The following is a 21916-nucleotide window of genomic DNA, read 5'->3' on the forward strand; positions in this document are numbered from 1 at the left end:
ACACCTGGCGCGCCGTGGCGCATCCGTATCAATGACGAGTTGCGGTCGCGCTTTGTGGAGAGCGCGCCCGAAGGTTACGTGAAGATGTTCAGGGCCATGAATCTACTCGGCGTCTCGCGGCAAACCATCTTGCAACGTGTAAAGCGCGGCGAGCTTAAGGCCGTTCACGTCTATCGCGGACGGGCAAAAGGCATACGAATTCAAGTACCTGCAGTTGCTCCGGACCTCTTCGACCCTCTCAAAAAAAACTGAAGGTGTAGTATGACGCAACATCCAAGAACCCACGCACATCCACTTCGACCAACCACTTGCAGCCCGTCCAGGTCTTCTTGATGGACTTGAGTGCGGTATGACAGGATCGTCTCGGGCGGAACCCATGCGACTCATCGAGGAACACAGGCTCGTAGATCGCTTCGAGCAGAATCCTGACCGCCTCCTGAACGAGCCGGTCTTCCACCGTTGGGATACCCAGCGGTCGTGTTTTGCCGTTGTCTTTTGGGATATAGACCCGGCGGACTGGTCGGAAGCGATAAGTGCCATCCGCTACGCGCCTGGCGATGTCAGCGAGCTTCGCCAGCGACATGCCGTCGAAGGTCTTGCCATCTACACCGGGCGTCAGGGCTCCCTTGTTGCGGGAGACCTTTTCGTAGGCCCGCTCGAAGAGATGCGGAGATCTCATCAGGCGGTGAAGGCCATTTACGCACTTACCCGACCGCGACAAAGTCGGCAGTGATTCAATTCTTCTCTGGATGGTAGCGGCCTGCATCAGCAGAACCTCTCCGTCGAAGAATCTCTTCTACGCATACTGCAAATGCCGTTGTTGGCGGCATCGTCCTTCCCCCGATCGGAGGCGCTTTCGGTCCGGTCACCCGGCCTTATACGCATGATCGTCCACCTCGCGGCGGCTGTCCCGGCCATTACGCCGGGCGTTTGGGTACTATGACGGCTCCGTCGCCATACAGGTCCTCGAAAGAGCCTGCTGCAGGCGATCCCGTAGTTGCGTGTGCAGGAAGTTGTGGTGTGTTTAGATGTCCCATTCGTCTCCTTGACCCACCGATGGTGGTCGTCCCACGCGGACTGGTGGCAGGTCGCACTGGCCGGTGCGATCCGCCCCGCGTGGCATAGCGTGTCAGCCGCGTTCGCTACGGCCAGCCCTTTGGCAACTGGAAACTGGGATTCAGGCAATACAGCTTTCACCATGCACACCTTACTCTGTGCTCTCCACCGGGCTGCGGCGCCCGATTTTGAGACGTTTCCCGGCATGCTTTGGTCCCGTTCTCCTTTCGGAGTTTCAGTCGTTTCCGACACCGGTAAGCCGGGCAAGTAAGAGCCATAACCAGCAGGCTCCATCCTTTCGAACACTCCCTTCTTCTCCACGCCTCAACGGCGCACGCCATCCGGCTTCGATCCCGCGCGCTCAAGGTTGTGTCCCTCGCCGAAGGCACTCGGGTCCCGGGGGCCCGGCGGGTTCCGCGCCCGTGTATGTAGGGGGGCGCCTGCCGGTGTCTTTTTAAGCGATTTTGAGGACTGTCGTCGATCCTTGCGTCCCACCAACGGGTGACGCCGTGCAGCGCGCCAGCGGCTGCCTCCCTTGTGAGTTGCCGCGCCTAGCCCCTCTTCTTGCACCACACGATACATTCTCCCGGCTGCTGCAGCTCCACGTGTCAAGGAAGACCAGCAAGGCGGCAAATTGGATTCCCCGCTTTTTGTCGGAGGCCTGCCGACAGAGCTGAAGAGAAGAAGGTTGCGGCCCCGCGATCTTGCGCGAACTCTTCCTTTCTTGTTCGAGAGCAGAGTGGGACGGGTGGTGGGGCTTCCGCGACTGTTTGAGGGCGGGCCGAAAGCGAGGCTCGCGAGGCTCCTCGCCGACCGCCGAGGAGTATCGAATGATCAAAGCTATCGCTCTCCTATTCTTTCTCAGGCGACATGGTCTTCAACACAGCGGGTGCTGAGCCAGCCAATATTCGACCCATGAAGGCTGTCGCTTCAAGCCATTGGCGAAAGAGCATCGTGCCGCGCCCTTTGCAGGCTCAAAAGATCCGAGCGGTCGATGCCGAAGAGAGGACAGTGTTGGGCCACGCCTGAACGGTTTGCCTCAAACCACTGCAAGATCGAGATCACGCATCCCTGATGGCGGCTGTCGGATTTCTGACGTGCTGTCAGAGCCGCGACACGTCCGCTTCAGCGGATCGCCTTCTCGTTCAAGGCTTTCGCGTTGGCACGAGCTTTGAAGAGAGAAACTCGTTCAGGACGGAAGTTCAAGGATTCTCAGGTGACCGACGATATCAATTACCCGTATGCGAGGAACGTGATTTCGGGACATTTAACGCCGCTACCCTTTTGGCTGCGCGCTCTTGCGAGATTTTCCGACTAGATCGAGCACGCCGGGATCCAGTTCGCGCCGATACCCGTGTGCGATGTTGGTGATCGAGCATTTCGGTGTGTCGGCCAGCAGCCGCATCTCCTTCACACGAAGGCGGTGCCGCTGGCGGCAGTGACGGAGCGCTCTCATCAGTCGGCGAGCAGCGGGCGGGCCACGAGCTCAATGCGGATCTATCGCGCGCAATCGCTGATGTGAGCTCGCCTCAGTAGTCATCGCGAGTTTTAGGGCAGGGAAGCGAATCCTCTTCTCTGTGAAGCAGAAGTTGTGGGGCCGGCAAAACAAACCGGACAGCGTTATTTCTATGGACAAACTCGTCGAAAAGCCCCAGCTCACCTTCCAGCACAAACGGAAGACATGGGGGAAATACCATCACTTCGCTGTCGAGCTTGCCGAAGTTGCGAAGCTCGCATGGCCGATGGTGTTGACGCAGCTTGGGCAGGTCGCGATGATGACGACCGACCTTGCCTTGATCGGGCGCATCGGTCCTGAGGCGCTTGCTGCAGCAGCGCTGGGGGCCACGACCTACCTCGTTGGCTTCACTCTTGGCGTGGGTTTGCTGGCGCCGATCGCGCCCCTGGCAGCCCAGGCGTTCGGGGCGGAGGATCTTGCCGCGGTAAGACGCACGCTGCGCATGGGACTCTGGGCGGCGCTGCTGCTATCGCTCCCGATCATGGCATTCGCGTTTCACGGTGAGCAAATACTGCTCGCTTGCGGCGAAGCGCCCGACGTGGCGCGGCTTGCACAGCAATACCTGTTCGGACTAGCCGTTGGCGTGGTGCCGGCACTGTGGTTTCAGGGTTTCCGCAACTTCATGGCCGCGGTCCACCGGCCGCAGCCGGTGTTGTGGATTACGCTTGGGGCCATCCCCTTCAACGCCCTCATGGCTTATCTCTTGATCTATGGGAGGCTGGGCCTGCCGCCGCTTGGCCTGTTCGGGGCCGGTCTTGCAAGCACCTTCATGAACTTTGCGATGTTGCTGGCCGTTCTGTGGTTTACCACAATGCGTCGCCCTTTCCGAGATTATCACGTCCTTGCGCATTTCTGGCATTTCGATTGGCCCTTCATGCAGCGGTTGATCGTGACCGGGATTCCGATCTCACTGATTGTTTTGCTGGAATACGGATTGTTTTCCGCCGCGGGGCTGCTGGCCGGACTGGTCAGCGTCAGCGCACTCACTGCCCATCAGATCGCATTCCAGGTCGACTTGATGTTGTTCGTGGTTCCGCTAGGCATCAGCACGGCGGCGGCCGTGCGCGTTGGCCATGCAGTCGGCCGCGGTGACGGTCCCGGCGTCAAAAGGGCAGGGCTGATCGCTATACTGCTCGGCATTCTGGCTGCTGCACTGCTGACGACCGCGGTCGTCGCGATGCGTTTTCAGATTACCGGTCTTTTTCTGGACCAGACGGCTGACGGCACCGGCGCGACGACAGAACTGGCGGCAAACCTCCTTTTGATCGGCGCGAGCTTCTTTATCAGTGATGCCGCACAGCACATTGCGGCGGGCGGTTTGCGCGGACTGAAAGACACCCGCATCCCGCTACTGTTCGCCTGCATAGCCAATTGGGCGATCGGCTTCACCCTTAGCTACGTGCTTGGTTTGAAGATCGGGCTTGGCGCCATTGGTATCTGGATCGGATTGTCAATTGGGACGACCGTCTACGCGGGCTTTCTCGTTTTGCGTTTCCTGCTGCTGGCGAGCAGGTTTGCCCTTCAGAGATGTCCGTCAATCTCGTAAGTCAGGTTATTTGCGAGCCAGAATGCTCGGACCATCAACAAGGTTGGCTCATCCGATTAACCAATCAAGCCCTTTGCTTCGAAAGATGATGCTGCTGTCGGGCAACCTCATCCGATTGGGGGAGCCGAGCTGCCGCCAGTATTGTGTTGCGCAGACTGGCAATCTCAGCTTCTCGATCACGCAAGCGGCTTTTTAGGTGCTCTTCGCTCTCGCGCAATTCTCCTCGCAAGTGTTCAATCTTGCGATGTGCTGAACGCCTTTGTCGCGCGCGGTTTTAATCGGATCGTGCTTCTTCCGCGTGGTCTTAGATTTGTGGTTGAAGCCATGTCGGTCTTTTCTTTCTTGTGTTTTCGTAGTCAATCATTTGGCCGAGTGTTCATCACGCCTCGCCTACAAATTTCATTAAAGGACCGATATCATCCTGGTCCGCCGCCTTGAGCGCCGCGGTATACGCAGTTCGCCGTTCATTCATCTTTTGAAGTTCATGCCCGCCCGCCCAATCAATCGGCTTTGCGTTATAGACACGATCTAGAACCGTATCCGCCATGATGCGAGCATGCCTGCCGTTGCCGTTAGGAAACGGATGAATCTTTACAAGGCGATGGCGCAGGCGAACCGCTGCCTCTGAAGGCGAGTAAGTTTTGTTGTCAGCCCAGTACTTCGCATCGCCCATAAGGGTACGCAGCTCGACCGGGATGTGAATAGGATCGATGCCGAAGTTCTTGCCTGTCCTTCGCAACGTGCCCGCCCAGTCCCACACGTCACCGAACAGGCGCTTGTGTAACATAATGGCAAAATTGTCGGTAAGGACGTGTGCCCGCTGGCGACCAAGCCAACGCAGGCCAGACTCGATATTGGCCTGTTCCAATTGATCGAGTTCGCCTTGCGTTGTGATGTGCTTATGCTTCAGCCCGCCAAGCTCGTTTGGGTCAAGCGGCATCGCCCCTTGCGGATACTGAATATCCTCGATCATTTATCGTTCCAAAAATTCGGAGGCATTTCCAGCGCAATCTCTCGAGTGAGACGTTCGACTTCTTGAGCGATCTTGTCGTCTGGCAATTTCTGGTTTTCGAGGGCCATATGCTTGCTGGCGGTGCCGACGATCGCCATGGCCTTTTTGCGTGCCTGGGTCGTGATTATATCTTCGATGCGCCCCGACGCCGGGATGATCGCATAAACGAAGCGGCATCCCATCGCCTCGGCTGCCGTCTGCATGGATTTCAGGGTGACACCGCCCGTGAGTTCGGCGTGTTCTGCTTTCGTGATGCGTGCGCGGGTGACACCCATCTTCATTGCGACATCAGTACCCGACATACCGAGCGCACTCCGAACCGTGCGCAGCCAGCCTTCCGGCGGCGTCTTGAGACCGGCAAGGGTTGAGGCAGCGCTGTCGACGATGCTGCGGTATTGCTGCTGGACAATGGTTTTGATGCCCATCTGTTAACTCTTATGTATACACAATAGCTGAAATTGGATACTTATATATATCCAAATACGTCAAATTGTCAACTTATATGTATCCAATATCCGATGATGCGGCTACATATAAGTATACGAAAATCGCGGCCAATGGCCTAAATCCGCGGAAAACGCCTTTCCAGCTACCTCAGCGCCAACAGACCAACGGCCGGGACAGGACTGGCAACCAAGCCCATGCCGCCGACGATGATCAGTGCCGGTCATCATCGCGCTGATAATGATACGGCGATTATCGCGCCGATGATGATGGCGATCCTGATCGTGCCGAGGATTATGATCCACGGCGATCCTCGCGCTTCATGGATCATCCCTCGTCTGGCCTGTAACCCCCGGGGCGGGTTTGTTTAGGGTCAGCGCTCGCCCGATCTGGCGGGCAAGGCTGTGCACTTTGCCGAGGTCGATGGCCACGTAACATCCGACGTAAGAAGTGGGCGGGATGTCGGAAACACCTCGAACGGATCCTTGTGTTTTGGCTTCCGATAGGTTTAAAGCCCGTCACCTCATGACCTCGGCGTGAACGAGAAGCGATTCATGCGGCTTTGCCGTGCTCGAACAAAAGTAACGATGCCGGCGTAGCTCACACATTTGAATCGATTTGCGGCTCTCAAAGGAATCCCCCATGCCCAAGATGACCAAGAACCAGCTAATTGACGCGATTGCTGAAGGAACGCAGATTTCCAAGGCTGACGTAAAGGCCGTCATCGAGCAGATGGCGAGTGTAGGCTACAGGGAGTTGAACCAGTCCGGTGAGTTCGTCATTCCGGGCTTCGTAAAGATGTCGGTGGTGAACAAGCCCGCTACTGAGGCCCGTAGCGGAGTTAATCCCTTCACGAAGCAGCCGATGGAATTCGCGGCCAAGCCAGCCAGCAAATCGGTTAAAGCGTCACCGCTCAAGGTTGCTAAAGACGCGGTGCGTTATGAAGAGGCCCCCGCTCTCAGTGGCTAAAATGCGGCTGGAGTAGCCGAGGCGGACGTCGGCGCCAGAGGCAATCAACGGAGTCCGCGTTGGACAGCCTCGCAAAGCGAGGCTTGGCCCACAAACAAAGGGCTACGAAATGCAGCTACTCGGCCCGCGCTTGGCTCGCCTCAGAGGTCTGGATACGCTCGCGACGCAGGTCGGGGAGTGGGTGCAGCGACGGATTACAGTTGGCGTGCCGCCAATACCCGAAGCGGAAGCGCGCTGGCCGACAGCCGGCCGAAATCGACGTGGCGGTCGGCCATGCTCTTTCCGAGCAATTGGCGGATCGGTTTCCCATGACAGTCGCGGCTAAAAAGAAACCAAACCAAAGCGATAGCGTCGTTGCCCTGACAGACGTGTCCATTGTCATCCACAAAGTCGACCCGGAGAAATCGAGGCTTCTTGTGCACTGCCCGAAGCATAACAGCGAAGATGCGCGAAAAGCTTTACATACTTCGCCGCGATCTGGTCGAGGATGATTCCGATCCCGCCTCCATTCGTCCAGCAACAGGCAAGCCCTTTCGCCAATATCGAATGGGCCGAGAACGTGGTGCTAAAACCGATCTCCGGATCGTTCAGAATTTCGGACCCGAATCGCCGCTGAAGGGGAGCAATGGCCAAGAAGCAAAGCATTCCGAGGCGGCTGTTCAAATACCGCGCGTTCGATAATCGCACATTGGGTATGATCAATCTCTTTTATGCCGATCCGAGCACGTTCAATGATCCGCTCGACACGCGGCCATCGCTTTGCTGATTCCGCATGCGGACCTTCGTCGGCGCTCAGCATCACATCGCTTCAAAAACGCGCAATGTATTCATCTACGGGTTTTGCTGATCAGCCCCCCAATGGCTTGTCGTGTCCCTGCGGGACCGGGCTGTCGGCTGGCGCCGAAAAACCCGGCTTGAGCCGGGTTTTCACCCTTCAAGCTTCCATCCCTGACAGAAGCTGCGGCGGGAGCGGAATTTCGTAAGGCTTCGGCGACAGACGATGTAGGAGAGGAAGAGTGGAGCGGTGTTGGCCGTGACGGGTTGAGGGCCGGAGGAGAGTCTTCCGGCGTCCGTCATGGAGATTGCCCCCATGAATACGCAGGTTCTTGATGCCCACCGCGATACAAGCGGCGGCTACAGAGTGGATGTAAGTCGCGGCGAGCGCGTCGGTCGGGTGTCCTCGGAGTGGTTTTCCCGTCCCGCGGATGAGCGTTATCTCTCGCTCAACGAACTGGCCCGCACGGTGCGCGCGCGCACGGACCGCAGCAGGACGCGCGTGGTCGAAAGCGCGCTCATCCATGTGGAAGCAAGCCGTACCGACCCCGAACGCTTGGCACTGATGCTGCCCGGCTCGGACAAGCCAGTCGCGCCGACCCACTGGAGCTTCGGTCAGCTTGCAAGCCAGGTTGGCGCTCCAGCCGCTTACCTACGACAGCTCCCCGCGGCACTCGCAGGCATCAACCTGCAATATGGTCTGACCGCCAATCGCGTCGAACAGATCAAGACGCTCGAGACCGAGGATAGCCGCGTTGAGCTGCGCGCCGTCACCGGTCCCGACTACGGGCGGATCTATGACCACGAGTTGGTCGAGGCCGTGCAGCGCATCGCCGGCAATGGCACGGGCGATACGCGGTGGAAGGTGCCGGGTGTGCTCGACTGGTCAACCGGGATCTACAATCCCCGTGTCGACATTTCCAAGGACACGACCACCCTCTATGCATCGGACAGGGACGTCTTCCTTTTCCTCGTCGATGACCTCAACCCGATCGAAGCTGGTCGTCTCCGGGACGGCTCGCCTGACCTCTATTTCCGCGGCTTCTACTGCTGGAACTCGGAAGTCGGGGCGAAGACGCTCGGCATGGCGAGCTTCTATCTCCGTGCAGTTTGTCAAAACCGTAATTTGTGGGGCGTGGAGGATTTCGAGGAAATCACCATCCGCCATTCCAAATACGCAGCCTCCCGCTTTGCTCGCGAGGCCGCTCCGGCGCTGCTGAACTTCGCCAACTCCTCACCCATGCCATTCGTCAATGGCATTAAGACCGCCCGCGAGCGGATTGTGGCGCGCGGCGACGAGGATCGTACCGAGTTTCTGCGCCGCCGCGGTTTCTCCAAGGCCGAGACAGGCAAGGTGATCGACGCGGTGCTGGCGGAGGAAGGCCGACCGCCTGAAAGCATCTTCGATTTTGTGCAGGGCATCACTGCAGTCGCGCGCGACAAGCCGCATCAGGATGCCCGCCTGGACATGGAGGCCAAAGCCAAGAAGTTGCTCGATCGGGTGGCGTGATTTCCGCGACGCCGGGCATTTTTCGGATCTTAATGCTCGGTGCGTCTGCGCTTTTCCGATGCGCGGATTTTAGTTGTGCTTCCTCTCGAAAAGACCGGAATGCGACGCCGTCGCGGGCCCATAATCCCGCGACGGCTTTCGGCGGGGACCTGTTGGCAAACTCGCAGTTGCGTGCCGTACCAGAAAGTGCACCGCAAAATACTGCTGCAGAGTGTCGGGGGCCGCCGTCATCGCGCGCTTGGACTCCTGGTGAAGTAGAATCGCCTTCTGAAGACCGCGTTGGTCCCCTGCATCGTCGGTGATGCGATCACCGAGATCAGCGCGGAAGAGGACTGTAGCTCGCCGATATCGTTCATCGCGTCGCGCCTCATCCCCTCGGGCCAGTTTCGTGCATCCCAGACGTTGCGCGAACAAGGCTGTTCCGAGCAAAAGGCTGTCCCGAGCAAGACATCGCGGCTATTTTCCTCGTTTCCATCGACATGATCAAATAGCAGCTCGCGGCTCGCGGCAGTCTGTCCGGCAGCGCGTTTCGCCGTGTTCGCGCGCGAGCGCGGCGTTTCCAGTACTCGATGAGCTGCAGGGGCACGATCTCGTGTGCTTCCGCGCGCCGCGGCGCTGCCAGGGCGATCCGTTGTTGCAGCTTACGAACGCGATGCGCGAGGCCCGTATCGCCTGGTGGCCCGGCGTGAGGGCGGCCGCGTGATAAGAGCTGAGAGGGCCGCCGTGACGGGTTTGAGCCGGCCTGGTCCAGAGAGAGCGCCAGCCGGCTCGACCCGCTCCTGCTCTCCGAAAGAAATCCTGCCATGACCGAATCTCTCGCCGGCGGCGCTGTCGCCGCGCCGCTATCGATGCGTGCCGCTGCAAATATCACCTCCGCCGTCGTCAGGGCTGCGCGGCAGCTCTTGACGGACCTCGAACGCGACCGTCGTATCGATGTCGGTGTCCTGCGCAGCGCTATGAAGGCTGCCTTTGGTGCCTCGGACGCGGACGGCGCCTGGAACTGGAAGACCGCCTATGACACTTTCGAGGCGGCGACCGTTCTATTTGTGCGCAAGTTTGGTCCGGTCACGCGGTCCAAGCCTGGTTCGACGGTCGCGATGCTGCCCCTGCTCGCGAGAATTATAAATTGTCTGCAGATCCATACGCGCCGTTCCGAGGACTGTCAGGCGCTTCAGCAATGCTCGACCCCGATCCCGCTCGGGCTTGCGGCATGCACCGCAGCCGGCATTACGCCGGCCGACCGCATTTTGAAGCCCTCCGCGCGGACCGGCTTGCTCGCCACCTTTGCCGAAGAATTGCAGTCGATCCGCATTCCCGGATCGTGCGCACATCCGATCAAGCTCGTGCAATCCGCGGCGGTGGAGTCCGTTGCGTTACCGAAGCCGAACGACCGTCCGCACCGGCCTTCAGGTCTTATGGCCGATGGTGTTCTGTCGGACGTCCGGCTCGGCGCAGGCAAGGGGCAGGTCGCCGGTATCCTGCTCGACAATTGGCTCAAGGGCCGCCGCCGGGCGGTCTGGATCAGCAAGTCTGACGAACTGATCGAAGATGCGCAGCGCGACTGGTCCGCGCCCGGCATGGCGCGGCTGCTTGTGAGACCGCTGTCGCGTTTCCGTCAGGACACCCCGATCCGGCTTTCGGAAGGCGTCCGATTTACCACCTACGCTACGCTGCCCATCGACGAACGCGGCGAAAAGCTTTCGCGTGTAAAGCAGATCGTTGAATGGTTGGGCTCCGACTTCGACCGAATGATCGTCTTCGAGGAGAGCCACGCCGGGAAGACCGTTTTCGAGCTCGCCGAAGATCTTCAGCTCCGCCGCGTACGAGTGATGGGTGTAAACCGCACTGAAGTCTCCGGGTTCAACGGCACGATGGGGGACCGTCCCAAGTCTTACGGCCTTTTCCGCGAGATCGTCTCCTGGAAGCTGCGTGGGTTCGTCCCGGCAGATGCGACCCGACCTGGGATCCGCGCCCAAAAGCGGGAGCGCTATCCGCTTAGGCGGATCGCTGAACGCGAGGCCGCGTGATGGGACGCCCGCTTTCCGAACTGGCACATCGTCTCGCGCGTGAGGCCGAGGCGGTGTGCCGCCATTATCTCTCCAACGGCCGGCGCCAAGGCCGCTACTGGATGGTTGGTGATGCCCGCAACACGCCGGGACGCTCGATGTTCGTGCGACTGATGGCCTCCCCCAAGGGGCCAGCCGGCAAATGGACCGACGCTGCAACGGGTGAGCATGGCGACCTGCTCGATATCATCCGCGAAAGCTGCGGGCTTGTTGATTTTCGTGACGTTGCCGGGGAGGCGCGGCGTTTTCTCAACTTGCCTCGCTCGGCCCCCGCGCCATCCTCGAAGGTTGCGCACAATAAAGCACTGGCGGGTTCGCCCGAGGCGGCCGTGCGCCTCTTCGCCATGTCGCGGCTGGTCGCCGGAACTCTCGCGGAAGCCTATTTGCGTGGCCGGGGCATTGCACCTTGCTGCATCGATGGTGAGCTACGCTTCCACCCGCACTGTTACTACCGATCCGATGAGGATACCGAAACAGAGATCTGGCCGGCATTGATCGCTCGCGTTACGGATCTAAATGGTCGGATTACTGGCGTGCATCGCACCTGGCTTGATCCTCACGGCTTCGATCGCGTGCGCCTCGGAAAAGCGCCAATCGACACGCCGCGACGTGCCATGGGCGATCTGCTCGGTAACGCGGTCAGATTCGGTGCCGCCGATGAGGTGCTTACGGCGGGAGAGGGGATCGAGACGATGCTCTCGCTCCGCTGCGCGGCTCCGACGATGCCAATGGCTGCTGCGCTTTCCGCAAACCATCTTGCCGCCCTGCGGCTTCCGCTGACGCTACGTCGCCTCTACATTGCACGCGATGCCGATGCGGCAGGCGATCTCGCGGTAGCGGCCCTGACCGAGCGCGCCATGCAGGCCGGTGTCGAGGCGATTGCCTTATCGCCTCGACTTTCAGACTTCAACGAGGACCTGCGAACGTTCGGCCTCGGCGCGCTGCGAGCGGCACTGCGCATCCAACTCGCGCCGCAGGATGTCGTTCGCTTCATACGCCGGGGAACGGCCAGGTGACAGATGTTTGTTCTGCCGTCCTGACCGATCTGGTGAGGCCCATGCCCGACAGAGCCGCGCCGACTTCAACAAGGCGATCTCTGCGCCGCAGCCCAAAGCACGTTCGCATCGTGGATTAGTCCAAGGCTGATAAAGCGGCACGCGCGGGAGTAAGTCGGTTCTGTCACACAACCAAGATCCAGCACTCGTTCTTGAAGTCACCTTGCCTCAGCTGCTGCAAATTCTCGGACCTGGCGAGGCGAAAATCGGAACGGGTAGGGAAAAGTGGAACTCGCGTCGTTGTTCCGGAGTGGGAAGCTTTATTCTCGCTGGGCGGCTGATCGGAGAGAGATCCGCCAATTGTTGGAAATTCACTTGAACCGCACCTTACGTCAGGTTGTAGGCACGCTTGGAGACTTGCTCATGACCAACGACGCGTAGAGTTGAAATGCTTGATTTGTGCGCAGGAAGAGCCGCGTTCCCTCAGTCCTCCATGAACCCGGAGGAGTATTCGAGCATCATCAGCGTGCTCGACGTTATCAACTGTCCGGCCATTTGGATGGATCGAAACGGCTCGGTGCTGGCTGTAAGCGCCAAGGCTTCAAAGCTGTTTGACGGCGAGCTCTTCGTGCGGGGGCGGCGTCTTTACGTCACCGACTACCAATCGCGCATGAAATTGGAGGAGTTGCTGAATCGGGTCCGTTTGGCGTCCTGCTCGCAAGAGATTTTCGCTTCGCAAGTCGTAATCCATCGTTCGGATCGTCGACCGATCATTATCGAAGCCGTCTGGCAAGAGTGGCCCTGCAAAAGCTCGAGTTGTGACATCGGCGCTCTTCTTCTCCTGACGGATCTGAATGAGATGCCTGTCATTTCTCAAATTTCTCTTATGGAGATCTTCGGCTTGACTCGCGTTCAAGCACATCTTGCACGACTCCTCGTCATGGGAAAATCGCTAAAGGAAATCGCCCGCGAAATGAACATTTCCGCGGGAACGGCTCGCAATCACCTCAAAGCCGTTTTTGTGCGGACCGCGACCAAGCGACAGGGCGAGTTGATCTCGCTGTTGTCCCGCCTTCGTTAGTGCTGCGAATAATGTGTGAGCAGCTTGCATCTTGGGCCGCCTTTATGAGAAATAGCCGACCGGCTTTCGTTGTTGCCAGCGATCGCAACAGGGACAGCCCACACGTAGCTATCCTGCTTGCTGTTAGGAATGGCGCACGTTTCCTGTCCGAACAACTCCAATCATATGCGGAGCAGACCCACCCCAACTGGTCCGTCCATGTCTCGGATGACGGATCCAGCGATGGAACCCACGATATAATTCAGGACTTCGCGGGCGGCGTGCCGCAGGAGGTGACCCTGCGCTGTGGCCCTCGCACGGGAGCTGCGGCCAACTTCTTAAGTTTGTTGTGCGATGGCAAAATTGAAGCGGATTATTTCGCCTTCAGCGATCAGGATGACATTTGGTATGCCGAAAAGCTCGGCAGGGCGATCAACATGCTGCGCACCGTGCCGCGCGACCAGCCCGCGCTCTACTGTTCGCGAACTGAACTGATCGATGAAGCAGGGCGCCATCTTGGATACTCGACCGCATTCAAACGTCCTCCGAGCTTTCGAAACGCGCTTGTCCAAAATGTCGGCGGGGGAAACACTATGGTGTTCAATCGGCTTGCCGGCGATCTGCTCCGGCATGTGCCCGATGAGATCGTTGTCGCCCATGACTGGATGACTTATCTTACGGTCTCTGCAGCAGGCGGGATGATCTTCTATGATCAGACTCCTTCGGTGAGATATCGTCAGCATCGGGACAACTTGGTTGGGTCAAATCTGGGCTTTCAAGCCGCCGTTCATCGCGCGAAGAAGATCCTTGCGGGTCAGTGGCGAGGCTGGAATTCCCTCAATGTCACGGCACTGATGCACCACCTATCACACCGCATGACAGAGGAGAACATGAGTGTTCTCGAGAGATTCGTTGAGATGCGCCTAGCGGAAAGCCTCCCGCGACGTTTGTGGAACTTGTGGCGGTCCGGAGTTTACCGGCAGACGCCGCTCGCAAATCTCGCAATGCTGTTGGCTGTGATCGCGAACAAGGTTTGATGATCTGCTTCCGACGTAAGCTTAGGCGCTTGCGGCCTAATTTTGTTCGGCTATCACCTCGAAGCCTCCCTCATATCTGATCGGCCTGCCCACTCGCCTTCGTTTGCTATTCGCAGCGCTCACACGCTCCATGGTGAAGACCCGCGGTCGTGTTCAATACCATCGAAAGGAAGTCACATGACGGTCGAAATCCAGTCTCTTGCCATCGCGGAGGTGAAGCTCATCCGGTCACCGAAGTTCGGCGATCATCGAGGCTTTTTTTCTGAGACCTGGAATAAGCGCGCCTTGCGGGAAGGTGGTCTTGATCTTGATTTCGTGCAGGACAACCACTCGTTCTCGGCTGCGACAGGCACCGTGCGCGGGCTACATTTTCAGATCCCACCGCGCGCGCAAGCAAAGCTTGTGCGTGTGGTACGCGGCGCCATCTTTGATGTTGCGGTCGATATACGCGACAACTCACCGACCTATGGTCAGCACGTGAATGCTGTGATTTCGGCTGAGATAGGGAGCCAACTGCTGGTACCTTCAGGCTTCGCGCATGGCTTCATGACTCTCGAAGAGAATACGGAGGTCCTTTACAAGGTCACCGACTATTACGCACCAGACTGCGACAGGGGCATTCTCTGGAGCGATCCCGACCTCGGGATCGAGTGGCCGCTACGCCGTGCGAGTGTAGTTCTTTCGGACAAGGACAGCCGGTATCCGCGCCTTAGGGACTTGACAAATGTATGCTCCGAAGCGCGGGTTTGACATCAGCCTCCAGCCTTCGCTTTGGAACAACCGGCCAGGTATCTGCAGCGACAGCACCGCGCCTGGTCTGGTGTTGATTGGCCGTCGATCACCCCCTAGCATGGCGCATGTATGCTCGTGGCGTGAGCGTCATCTCAAATCCTGGCGAAGAGAGCACCTCTCAGCATGATCGCTTGACCTCCGAGCTTACTATGACCGGTCCCCGAGCACGTAGCCGCTGCCCTCTATCGGTACATCGACGCGACCAATTGAGCCCCGTCGCGGCATCTTCCAAGAACCAGTGTGTTGCGCGGGGCAACCACCGATGCATGTTCGGATATATTTCTGACCGACGAGGAGATCGCCCCCCCGTTTTATGAGATCATCAACCGTTGCGATCTGCTCAGAGACTGTCTTCGCTGCTTCGTGGATCACCGCGCCTGCCTTCACGACGCACGAGCCCGGATCAGTCCTGTCAGACAGTGCCTGATACCGACACCTACGTAGCCGATTATTGGATCGCGCAGCAAAGTGCCCATCGAACGAAACATCAAAGCATGTCGCTTCCTCAAGTGCGGCAGGATCGCTCCGATGTCGGTAAGGACACGGTTGATTGCCTCGCGGTCACCGCGGCGAACAGCCGTTACGTATTCGCCGTGCAGGTTTGCGTAGAACCGCGGCGCGATCAGGTCACGGACGAAATACCGATTCTGACGAGGATTGTCGGGAAAGGTCGTCGCAAGCTTGTATGCGTAGATCATACGGGACCTCGCCATGCGCGGGCTATACGATGTCGAGCCTGGATAGATGCGCCATTTCGAAAGAGGTTCGTCAAGATAGACGTGATCGTATCCGGCGCGAAACAGCCGCAGAAATAGGTCATCATCCTCATAACCGGATAGCCTTTCGTCGAATCCACCGACGGCCTCGAATGCTCGGCGCGAGATGAGTGAGGCTGATGGCAGGATGAACATGTCCCTGGCCAGACACTCGATAATGCTTTGTTTCGGGTGTTGAGCGGGCACCCCATCCAAATAGCGCTTTGTGACCATTCCGCCGCTTTCATCGATTTCATCAAGGTTGCTGTAGACCCAGCCAAGCGGAATTCCGCGCTTCTTCTGGAATGGCTTGGACAGCCTCTCGAGGTGATGAGGATGCCAGACATCATCCTGATCAAGCAGGGCAATCAGACGACTTTTGGAGTGGGAGACACCAAAATTGCGAGCAGACGATTGGCCGCCGTTCGGCTTGCGAAGCAGCCTGATCTTCGGATGTACCATCGCCAGGCTCGCGACGATGGCCGCTCCATTATCGGTTGAGCCGTCGTCCACAACCAGAACCTCGCTCGGGGGAAGGGTCTGAGCCAGCACGCTTGCGACAGATTCTTTGATGAACGTGGCGCCATTGTACATCGGAATAATAGCCACGATCGAGAGATCATCGGACGCGCCCATGGGAACTCCTAGTTGTCAACCTGCAGTGAAGGGGATCTAATCTAAAGTTGAATCTATCGCAATCCGGGTGCCGAACAAGTTGGCGACAGCGCTGTGCGGAAGTCGTATCGCCGATACAGATCAACGCTCCCTAGACGAGCAAGACACGTAGTCGGCCGACATAAGCAAGCAGGCCACCCCGACCGCGCCGTCTGGGCGCCGTCCATCCTGCGCCGCGCGTTGTCGATCTCTCTTACGGCGATGTGCTGATGCTCAGTCCCGAACAGACGCTAGCAAGTATCAAGTACCGCCGGCACAGATCTCCGCGTATGCTTGTAGGACAGCCTCAATTTCACCAAACATCTGGAGTCGACCGCGCTCCATCCAAATGGCTTTGGTGCACCACTGCCGACAAATTTCGAAGCTGTGAGAAGCAAGCACCAGGATGCTGGCTCGTTCTACGAAGGAAGCTACACGGTGCTGCGCTTTGGCAAGAAAAGCTGCATCGCCAGCCATGATCCACTCATCCATCAATAGGATTTCCGGCGAGAAACAGGTTGCCACGGCGAACGTCAATCGCGTCATCATACCCGATGAATAGGTCCGTACCGGGATGCTCAGATAGTCACCGAGCCCGGTAAAATCGCCAATGTCCGCCATGTGCGATTCTATCTGGCTCGAGCTTAGCCCAAGCAGCATGCCACGCAGCCGGATATTGTCGTATCCGCTCAAGTCAGCGTCGATTCCCAAGGCGATATCAAACAGAGGTGAAATCCGGCCACGGGACGTTACGTTCCCGCTTGTCGGTTGGTAGACTCCGGCCATTGCTCGAAGCAAGGTTGTCTTACCGGCCCCGTTTCTTCCGATGAGAGCTATGCGATCACCGGCGGTCAACCGCAAAGAGACGTTTCGGAGCGCCTCGACGACGATCCGATGACTGGCATCTGTTGCAAGCTGGCCGCCTGTGCCACGAAACAACAGATGCTTTTTGACGGAGCGCGAACCTGTTTGGTAGATAGGAAAGGAAACGCTTACATCGTCAAACGCAAGCAGAGCCGTCCGGTCAAAGGCTGATGTAACCATCCTTAGATCCAATACGCGATTCGGCCGCGGAAGCGCGAAAGCAGATAGACTGATACGCCGATGTTGAGGACTGTGATCAATACGACCGCGCAGTAGTTTTCCGTTGATGGCATCTCTCCCAGGAGCGGCGCGCGCGCCACCTGCAGCAGATGAAAGAACGGATTGTATCGGGTGATAAAGGCGTGTCCCCTCAGTAAGTCCGGCCGCCAAAAGATCGGTGTGAGAAAGAACAGAATTTGGACGACCGAATTGATGACTTGCGGAATGTCGCGAAATCTCGCGGAGACCATTCCAATTGTCAGGCTTGCAAAGATCCCATTCACGACAATGGCCAAGAGGCCAACGATCGCTAAAAGGGCAACCGATCCGGGCCAAATTCTGAAATAGATAACAACGCCCAAATATACGATGAAATTGTGCGCAAAAATGATCAGCTTGGTCCAGTTGAAACGAAAAACATAGACCGAGAAAGGCAAGCTAATTTGCTTGATGTAGCACTCGGAGCCGGTGAACAGCGTCCCGCTCTCAGTCAAATAGCTCGCCATCAACGTCCAGACCAACATGCCGGAACAGAAGAACGGAATAAATCGGTCGACTTCCTGCTGAAAGAGCTCCGCATATACCACGCCCAAAGCGATGACCATGACGCCCATGCTGGCGGTCAACCAAAACGGGCCCAGAACGGAACGCCGATACCGCTGGACGATCTCGTTCCAACCCAAGGACCCCCAAAGCCTCCAATGGGTTAGGCCATCCAGGAGATCCAAGCGGGCACTCTTGAAGCCTCGAGCGGTAGTCGTTGCCGGGAGGCGGACGTCGAACTGACTTCGATCAACAGACAATGGATGCATCGGCTTGCTCGGTTACTTCGCGGCGTGCTGAGTTTGTCTCAAGATTGCAAAGACTTGAGGTCTGAAGTCGGTTGCATCAATCATGCAGTCGGCCCGCGGCAGTGGATCTGGATGCTATGCGCGCCTGAACCGGAGCCTCTTTGCTGAAGGGCTTCCCAATCACCGAATGATCTCGCGCCGCTAGTTGATCTTGCCACGGCTTCCGGCGTCGCGGAGGAAACGCGAGTTCAAAGGAGGTTGTCGCGTCATTGACGAGATTGTCGTTGTGAAAGGGATCACGCGACAGCTCCAGGCTCCATGTTTTGAGCATGTGGGCGGCCTCGGCTCGCACATCTTTCGAATTATCTAGGTGCGCGTCGGAGTTTTCGCCCCTCGATTGATGATGATAGAGCTCCGCATGCGGGGTCCAGATGTTCCGGTACCCGCAGCGTCTGACCTTCAGACAGAGGTCAACGTCATTGAACGTAACGGGCAGGTTGATGTCATCCAGTCCGCCGACCTGTTCGTACACCGATCTTCGTACAAGAAGACAGGCTCCAGCTACGGCAGAGACTTCGGAAACCAGCGCGTTCCGACCGAAATACCCGGCCGCATTTCGGCGCAATCGATAATTGAACGGATTGGCAATACCGGGCAAGGCGAGCGCCAACCCGCCATGTCGAACGCGACCATCCGAATGGACCAGCTTGGCCCCAACTGCGCCCACGTCGTCCCGAACGGCCCATGAGACCATTTCGGAAAGCCAACCCGGATTGATGACCTCAATTTCATCACTCAACAAACCGAGTATTGCTCCGTTTGCCCGACGGGCCGCCATATTGACCATTGCAGAATAGTTGAACGCCCCCCTGTAGGTGAGGGTACGAACGCGGGGATCGTCACTGAGCCTATGAAGCAGCGATTGGCGTTCCGTGGATCGGCTTTCGTGTTCGACGACAAGAAGCTCGACGTTGGGATAGTCGGTCTGCTCAAGGAGATCTCTTGCGCGAGCGGCTGGCAAACCGGTTCCGACGAGCGTTGGGACGATGAGTGTGACGGTCGGCGCCGTTGTTGGAGGCCTTCGGCGAACACGCACCCAATGCGGCAAAACAGGATGTGATTCCGCGACGGCGTTCTCATGACCTCTCTGCAGGTGCTCATCGATGGCCCGCCGAGCCGCTTGAGCACACCGCGCGGGTGTTGCTTCGGAGAACGACCTCGCTCCAAAATCGCGACGCCAGTGATAAAGGACAGTTGGAATGTGGTGAATTCGATCGGGTGAGCTGGATTCAACACATCGCAGCGCGAGATCGTAGTCCTGACTTCCTTCAAAGCCCAATCGAAATCCGCCGACACTCTCCAGGAGAGAGCGCCGATAGACTCCCAAATGACTAATGAGGTTATGGCCTAAGAACAGTTCTTTGTTCCAGTCGGTCTTAAAATAGGGTGTCTGACGGCGGCCTCGCCGATCGATCTGATCTTCATCGCTGTATATGATGTCGAGATCGGAGCGGTCATTGAGCGCCACGACAACTTCATAAAGGGCGTGCGCAGAAAGGACGTCGTCGTGATCCATCAAGGCGACGAACTCGCCTTGAACGAGCGATAACGCAGAATTGGAGGCGGCCGAAATGTTGCCGTTAACGGCCCGCCTGACCAGTTTGATTCGAGGATCTCTCGTCGACTCTTCCAGCAAGGCTTGTACATGCCGATCCGGCGATGCATCGTCGGCAATGCACAGCTCCCAGTTAGGGTACAATTGCTCGCGAACGCTTTCAATTGCCGCACGGAGAGCCCAGGTCGGTGGGTTATAAACCGGCATAATGACCGACAATAGGGGCTTGTGTCGTAAGAGGTCTACATGGCGACGGATTGCGTCAACATCTGAAGGGGTGAGCGTGTCATATTGTTGTACCCACCTCTGGTATTGTCGAGTTTGCAGTTGGTTCGTAGCGTTGAATAGACGTTTGAGCGGCGAGCGCATCCAGTTCGGTAAGCGATGCGCGCGCGACCTCAAATAGTCGAGGTGTTCATTTGAAGCGAGTTTGTGGAACACTTCTGCACGCTCTCTATGCTGACCCAATGTTCCAATGTCAGCTGTGGCCATCGGCGACGCCAACGATGTATCGCGCGTAGTCACCTTTTCCCAACGTTCCGGAAAGCCGGATCAGTTGGTCGCGATCAATGAATCCCTGTCCGAAGGCGATCTCCTCTGGGCACGCGATTCTGAATCCCTGACGTCGCTCGAGCACGGAAACAAACTCCGCCGCGGTGAGCAGGCTGTCGGGCGTTCCGGCGTCAAGCCAGGTGAAGCCGCGACTCATGCGCTCGACAGTAAGCTGCTCCCGATCGAGGTAAGCCCTATTCAGATCGGTGATCTCCAGCTCGCCTCGAGCCGACGGCCGTATACCGGCTGCCAGATGGACAACCTGCGGGTCGTAAAAATAAAGTCCCGTCACGGCAAAGTTGGACTTAGGTTGTCTTGGCTTCTCCTCAAGGGAATTGGCCTTGCCGCTCTCATTAAAGGTGATGACGCCGTAACGCTCAGGATCTGAAACCTGATAGGCGAACACGGTGGCGCCGATTGTGCGTGCACGTGCGTTCGCAAGCAGCGCAGGAAGACCGTGCCCAAAGAAAATATTGTCGCCTAAGATGAGCGCTGAATTGTGCCCTTCCACAAACGTCGCACCAATAATAAAGGCTTGCGCCAACCCCTCAGGCTTTGGCTGCGCCTTGTACGACAGTGACATCCCCCATTGAGTGCCATCTCCAAGGAGGGACTGGAACAACGGAAGATCGTGGGGCGTCGCTATAATCAAAATGTCTCGAATACCTGCAAGCATCAGGGTTGTAAGGGGGTAGTAGATCATTGGTTTGTCGTAGACCGGCAGAAGCTGCTTGGATGTCACTGCCGTCATTGGATAAAGGCGAGTACCGTTCCCACCGGCAAGGATGATTCCCTTCATAGTCCTTTCTCCTCGTGCGAAATGCGATCCAAGCAGGCCGAGATGGATGATGGTGTCGATGGCAAGCTGATCTCGAAAAGTGAGCGCAACCGTTCAGTGGACAATTGTGAATTGGCTGGCCGTACGGCCGCAGTCGGATATTCAGCGGACGAAATGGGTTCGACCTCGGCCGAGGGACCCGCTCGTTTCGCGCTTTCGCTAAAAATCACACCGGCAAATTGATGCCACGTCATAGCTTCTAACCCGGCGAGGTGGGTGGTCCCGCTATATCGCTGCTGCCAATGTCTCAATCTTCTGGCGATTGAGACGATCGAAGCTGCGATGTCGGGCGCATAGGTCGGGCAGCCCCGTTGATCGTCCACCACGCGAACGCGCTCTCGTTCCGCGCCGACCTTCAGCATCGTGCGAAGGAAATTGTGCCCAAACGGCGCATAAACCCAAGACGTCCGCAAGATCACGTGGCGAGGATTGGCGGCGGCGACAGCAAGCTCGCCCTCCAGTTTGGAGCGTCCATAAACGCCTTGCGGATTAGGTTGGTCCGTCTCTACGTAAGGGCCCGGCTTTTTGCCGTCGAAAACGTAATCAGTGGAGAGATGAATGATAGTCGCACCAATCGCGTTTGCCGCTTTCGCGACTTCGCCGGCCGCGTCGCGGTTTATGGCATAGGCTAGTTCGGGTTCCGTCTCCGCCCGATCAACAGCTGTGTAGGCAGCTGGATTGATCACGATATCCGGCCTGAACGACGCAATTGCACTGGCCACGGATTGGGGCCGCGTGAGATCGAGCTCGGGCCGGCTCGCAAAACCAATCACCAAGTCGCTCACGAACGCAGCCAACTCTCTGAGGGACCTCGATACTTGTCCCTTCGTCCCGATCACGTAGAGGCGCAC

General features: G+C 57.9%; 20 protein-coding genes. 11 read left to right on the plus strand and 9 right to left on the minus strand.

The genetic code is table 11. The features are described 5' to 3' along the window. Nucleotides 1-252: hypothetical protein (locus YUU_RS60110; protein ID WP_035661609.1), on the plus strand; the 252-nt coding region annotated here is incomplete at its 5' end. On the opposite strand, the gene YUU_RS50235 is transcribed toward YUU_RS60110, so the two are convergent. Further along, on the minus strand, nt 239-766 hold the full coding sequence (locus YUU_RS50235; protein WP_051389644.1) for a reverse transcriptase domain-containing protein: 528 nt from the start codon (nt 764-766) through the stop codon (nt 239-241). The genes YUU_RS60110 and YUU_RS50235 overlap by 14 nt on opposite strands. Before the next feature lie 1918 nt (nt 767-2684). Here YUU_RS50235 and YUU_RS0108040 point away from each other — a divergent pair. Continuing rightward, nucleotides 2685-4118 (plus strand): MATE family efflux transporter, encoded by a 1434-nt coding sequence (locus YUU_RS0108040; protein ID WP_035661616.1) that lies wholly within the window; start codon nt 2685-2687, stop codon nt 4116-4118. A gap of 379 nt (nt 4119-4497) precedes the next feature. Here YUU_RS0108040 and YUU_RS0108045 read toward each other — a convergent pair whose 3' ends face one another. Together YUU_RS0108045 and YUU_RS0108050 are read right to left on the minus strand one after the other, a co-directional pair. Next, complete coding sequence (locus tag YUU_RS0108045) at nt 4498-5091, minus strand: mobile mystery protein B (RefSeq protein ID WP_027521941.1); 594 nt, start codon at nt 5089-5091, stop codon at nt 4498-4500. After that, entirely contained in the window at nt 5088-5555 is a 468-nt protein-coding gene (locus YUU_RS0108050; RefSeq protein WP_027521942.1) for a mobile mystery protein A, read from the minus strand. Before YUU_RS0108050 ends, YUU_RS0108045 begins: the two co-directional genes overlap by 4 nt. Before the next feature lie 216 nt (nt 5556-5771). Between YUU_RS0108050 and YUU_RS58430 the strand changes: the two genes are divergently transcribed. From YUU_RS58430 to rfbC, 9 genes are all read left to right on the plus strand, one after another. Continuing rightward, entirely contained in the window at nt 5772-5945 is a 174-nt protein-coding gene (locus YUU_RS58430) for a hypothetical protein (protein ID WP_156944161.1), read from the plus strand. A 271-nt stretch (nt 5946-6216) separates the two neighbouring features. Continuing rightward, nucleotides 6217-6543 (plus strand): HU family DNA-binding protein, encoded by a 327-nt coding sequence (locus YUU_RS0108060; protein WP_027521943.1) that lies wholly within the window; start codon nt 6217-6219, stop codon nt 6541-6543. A gap of 444 nt (nt 6544-6987) precedes the next feature. Further along, on the plus strand, nt 6988-7224 hold the full coding sequence (locus YUU_RS58435) for a hypothetical protein (protein WP_156944162.1): 237 nt from the start codon (nt 6988-6990) through the stop codon (nt 7222-7224). A 409-nt stretch (nt 7225-7633) separates the two neighbouring features. Beyond that, nucleotides 7634-8827, plus strand: a complete 1194-nt coding sequence (locus YUU_RS0108075) for a hypothetical protein (RefSeq protein WP_027521945.1) — start codon at nt 7634-7636, stop codon at nt 8825-8827. An 803-nt stretch (nt 8828-9630) separates the two neighbouring features. After that, the gene (locus tag YUU_RS0108080) at nt 9631-10854 is read left to right on the plus strand and encodes a strawberry notch-like NTP hydrolase domain-containing protein (protein WP_027521946.1); all 1224 of its coding nucleotides are present in this window, start codon (nt 9631-9633) and stop codon (nt 10852-10854) included. Then, nucleotides 10854-11909: a toprim domain-containing protein gene (locus tag YUU_RS0108085; RefSeq protein WP_027521947.1), complete on the plus strand. Its 1056-nt coding sequence runs from the start codon at nt 10854-10856 to the stop codon at nt 11907-11909. The genes YUU_RS0108080 and YUU_RS0108085 overlap by 1 nt, the downstream gene beginning before the upstream one ends. A 472-nt stretch (nt 11910-12381) precedes the next feature. After that, nucleotides 12382-12969 carry a LuxR C-terminal-related transcriptional regulator gene (locus YUU_RS0108090; protein WP_245287966.1) on the plus strand — a complete coding sequence of 196 codons (588 nt, stop codon included), beginning with the start codon at nt 12382-12384 and terminating at the stop codon, nt 12967-12969. A gap of 44 nt (nt 12970-13013) precedes the next feature. Next, a complete protein-coding gene (locus YUU_RS0108095; protein ID WP_027521949.1) occupies nt 13014-13985 on the plus strand; it encodes a glycosyltransferase family 2 protein in 972 nt (323 codons plus the stop codon). A 177-nt stretch (nt 13986-14162) separates the two neighbouring features. Then, entirely contained in the window at nt 14163-14735 is a 573-nt protein-coding gene (gene rfbC, locus YUU_RS0108100) for a dTDP-4-dehydrorhamnose 3,5-epimerase (RefSeq protein WP_027521950.1), read from the plus strand. Nucleotides 14736-15160: 425 nt separating this feature from the next. Here rfbC and YUU_RS50245 read toward each other — a convergent pair whose 3' ends face one another. From YUU_RS50245 to rfbD, 6 genes are all read right to left on the minus strand, one after another. Continuing rightward, nucleotides 15161-16168 (minus strand): glycosyltransferase family A protein, encoded by a 1008-nt coding sequence (locus YUU_RS50245; protein WP_051389646.1) that lies wholly within the window; start codon nt 16166-16168, stop codon nt 15161-15163. Nucleotides 16169-16447: 279 nt separating this feature from the next. After that, nucleotides 16448-17230 carry an ABC transporter ATP-binding protein gene (locus YUU_RS0108110; RefSeq protein WP_027521951.1) on the minus strand — a complete coding sequence of 261 codons (783 nt, stop codon included), beginning with the start codon at nt 17228-17230 and terminating at the stop codon, nt 16448-16450. Between the two features lie 2 nt (nt 17231-17232). Then, nucleotides 17233-17952 (minus strand): ABC transporter permease, encoded by a 720-nt coding sequence (locus tag YUU_RS0108115; protein ID WP_371260475.1) that lies wholly within the window; start codon nt 17950-17952, stop codon nt 17233-17235. 205 nt (nt 17953-18157) lie between these two features. Continuing rightward, nucleotides 18158-20167, minus strand: coding sequence for a glycosyltransferase (locus YUU_RS56125; protein ID WP_084801349.1), 2010 nt, complete (start codon nt 20165-20167; stop codon nt 18158-18160). Continuing rightward, nucleotides 20154-21026 carry a glucose-1-phosphate thymidylyltransferase RfbA gene (gene rfbA / locus YUU_RS0108130; RefSeq protein ID WP_027521955.1) on the minus strand — a complete coding sequence of 291 codons (873 nt, stop codon included), beginning with the start codon at nt 21024-21026 and terminating at the stop codon, nt 20154-20156. Before rfbA ends, YUU_RS56125 begins: the two co-directional genes overlap by 14 nt. Next, entirely contained in the window at nt 21023-21916 is an 894-nt protein-coding gene (rfbD, locus tag YUU_RS0108135; RefSeq protein WP_027521956.1) for a dTDP-4-dehydrorhamnose reductase, read from the minus strand. Before rfbD ends, rfbA begins: the two co-directional genes overlap by 4 nt.

It is taken from the genome of Bradyrhizobium sp. Ec3.3 (genome assembly GCF_000472925.1).
Taxonomy (GTDB): domain Bacteria; phylum Pseudomonadota; class Alphaproteobacteria; order Rhizobiales; family Xanthobacteraceae; genus Bradyrhizobium.